Raw genomic sequence first — 2,827 nt, forward strand, 5'->3', positions numbered from 1 at the left:
GACGTTCTCTCTCTCATCTGCAGCCCAGCCCCTGTGTCTCGTTTCTAGAGAAATGAGGTATCCCGCGAAGCGCTGATCTCCGGCTCGGAAGTCCCAGGTTCGTGCTGTCTCATATCGTGTCTCAGGACGCGGGCTCGAAATTCTTACTGCCTGTGCACTTTCTAACTAGTAAGCAGCGACGTCGAGCGCACCATCCGCTTTTACCAGGATCCACTCGAGTTTCCACTGACCGAGTTGTTCGAGAACCGCGACTATCCCGGCTCTTCGCACTTTTTTCTTCGACATCGGCAACGGTAACCTCGTGGGCTTCTTTGGATTTCCCCAATCTCGACCTCGGTGCGTACCAGGAGGTGTTCGGCGGGCTGCATCACGTCGCAATCAGCGTCGAGCCGAAGCAATGGCACCGCCTGCGCGCCCGGCTGATGGACGCCGGCGTGGGGCTAGATGAACGCAGCGAATCCTCGCTGTACTTCAATGACCCCGACGGCACCCGCCTCGAGCTTATCGCCGATCCACTCGGCGAGTTGTACGGCGAGAAGGTGCTCTGACCACGCTATGGCCCGCATCAAGCAATCGTGGGATGACCGCGCTCCCAGACGATCCCGCCCGACGATGATATTGTCCGGCACCTTTCCTGCGCCAACCACAACGGTCTACCTTCTTCTCACTTGTGGCTCTATGGCAGACGACGGCCAAACCGACAACGGCGATTTGTCGATGGACGAGACACTCTTGGGCATTCGGGAACTGCCGTCAGCGAGGTGAGCGGTTCCGGGGGGCGAATCCGTTGATCCATCTGGAACGCCTTTCACCACCGGCACACATCAGAAGCTTGGCCACGGAACCATCAGGGAGTCAACGGTGTCGAAACGATTCGTCCTAGCACAACTGAACGTTCCATTGATCGTCGCACCAATGGCGGGGGGCCCCTCGACACCCGAACTTGCCGCTGCGATAACCAACGGCGGAGGCATGGGATATATCGCCGGTGGCCTCCTCCCGGCCGGCCGTCTCGCCGAACAGATCGTCTCCGCGCGCACTCACCTGTGGTCCGCTTGGCGGTAAATTCTTTGTGCCACAATCGACTACGGGCTCGCCGGGACGGTTCGCCGCGTACGCGAAAGCGCTGGCTGGTGGGGTTGAACATTACGGAGTTGGGCTAGGGGTGCCGCACCACAGCGATGACGATTGGGCCGCGAAACTGAACTTGATGCATGATCTGCGGCCCGAGGTCGTGTCCTTTGCCTTGGGCTTGCCGACGATTGACGAATGCCGGCGCCTGAAATCTGCCGACATCGTTCCGGTTGCGACAGTGACCACCGTTGAAGAAGCACAGCTGGCGCTGGCGTGCGGGGCGCAGGCACTTGTGGCCCAAGGTCCTTGCGCAGGAGGACATCGAGGCACCTTCGACCCAGTGGCGCTCGTCCGACCTCGGCAGATCGACAGCGCGTCACATCGGTTAAACCTACGTGAAGGAAAGACTGAATGAATCGATTTGACATCAGCGATCTTTCAAAGCCGCTCATCGTCGCTCCGATGGCGGGAGGACCGTCAACTCCCAGCTCGCGGCAGCAGCCAGCAACGCCGGCGGTCTCGGTATGCTCGCAGGCGGCCTGTTGAGCCCCGATGTCCTCGCTGAACGAATCGATGCTGCACGTGGGCTAACCTCGGCGCCGCTCGGCGTCAACCTGTTCGTACCTCAACCAAGTGCGGGCACGCAGCGTCAGTACACCGAATACGCAAAAGCTCTAGCACCTGAGGCCCAGCTGTACGGCGTTCGGATCGGGACACCTCGCGACGACGATGACGGGTGGGCAGCCAAGCTGCTTGTAGTGTCGGACATGCGCCCGGCGGTGGTGTCGTTCACATTCGGGCTTCCTTCCGAGCAGATATGCTCGTGCCCCCATAGCAGCGGAATACTCCTTTTCGCCAGCGTTACGACCGTGGCAGAGGCCAAGATGGCGGTAGCGCGTGGTATTGACGCACTGATAGTGCAAGGACCTGCCGCCGGCGGACACCGGGCCGCCTTCGATCCTGTAGCGCCGCCGTGCGACACGCCATTGCTGCAGCTGCTCACCGCGATATGTGTCGATGCAGATGTCCATGTTGTCGCTTCCGCGGGATTGGCCACCGCAGATGACGTCGCACGGGTGCTAGCCGCAGGCGCAGTCGCAGCTCAGCTTGGCACCGCGTTCCTGCTCGCCGACGAAGCAGGCACACACCCGACACATCGAGCGGCATTGCGCGACGCGGCTTTCGCCGAGACCGTGGTCACCCGAGCGTTCACCGGTCGCTATGCACGGGCCTTACGGAACCGCTTTGTCGATCGATATGGCATGCAAGCCCCATTCGGTTTCCCGCAGATCGGCCTAGTGACCGCTCCACTTCACTCGGCGGCCGGCGAAGCAGACGATCCACATGGAATGGCCTTATGGGCAGGCACCCGCTTTCGACATGCGCGCAATGGCTCAGTCGCAGAGATCGTCGGAAGTCTGACGTGATACCGCGCCAGGCGCAACACTTGCACACCGAGAGTCTCGATGCTGGATATGTTCGTATTCGACCCGCCGGACTTGGAACGGCTATGACCTAGCGTGTCATGTGCTCGACGCACGGTAACGGCGAATTGACCAGCGCGGCACTGGACTTCCATGGACATTCCGCAGTTCTCAGCGGGCTTGTGCACCAGCCGTATCGGCGCGTGATGCCCGGGTCCGTCACCATTGGTCGGCAAGGATGTGAGGCGGCAAACCAGCCGGCGATATCGCGTTCTGTTCGAACATCGCCGCCGGGCCCTGAACAGGTACATGCGAATTGCCCGGGGGTC

1 protein-coding gene and 2 pseudogenes are annotated in these 2,827 nt (G+C 61.2%); all 3 read left to right on the plus strand.

The window, feature by feature from the left end; translation table 11 throughout:
• Positions 1-165: 165 nt before the first annotated feature.
• Positions 166-548 (plus strand): annotated as a pseudogene (locus JWP83_RS00255) (VOC family protein); the annotation flags it as partial.
• Between the two features lie 313 nt (positions 549-861).
• A pseudogene (locus JWP83_RS00260) lies at positions 862-1,489 on the plus strand (nitronate monooxygenase).
• A 109-nt stretch (positions 1,490-1,598) separates the two neighbouring features.
• Complete coding sequence (locus JWP83_RS00265) at positions 1,599-2,501, plus strand: nitronate monooxygenase (protein ID WP_367185553.1); 903 nt, start codon at positions 1,599-1,601, stop codon at positions 2,499-2,501.
• Positions 2,502-2,827 lie beyond the last annotated feature (326 nt).

Source organism: Mycobacterium sp., assembly GCF_025965855.1.
Classification (GTDB): Bacteria; Actinomycetota; Actinomycetes; order Mycobacteriales; family Mycobacteriaceae; genus Mycobacterium.

What these genes read in the sequence shown, in the direction of transcription:
- JWP83_RS00265 (WP_367185553.1), top strand. Translation starts at nt 1,599, where the DNA reads ATGCTCGCAGGCGGCCTGTTGAGCCCCGATGTCCTCGCTGAACGAATC.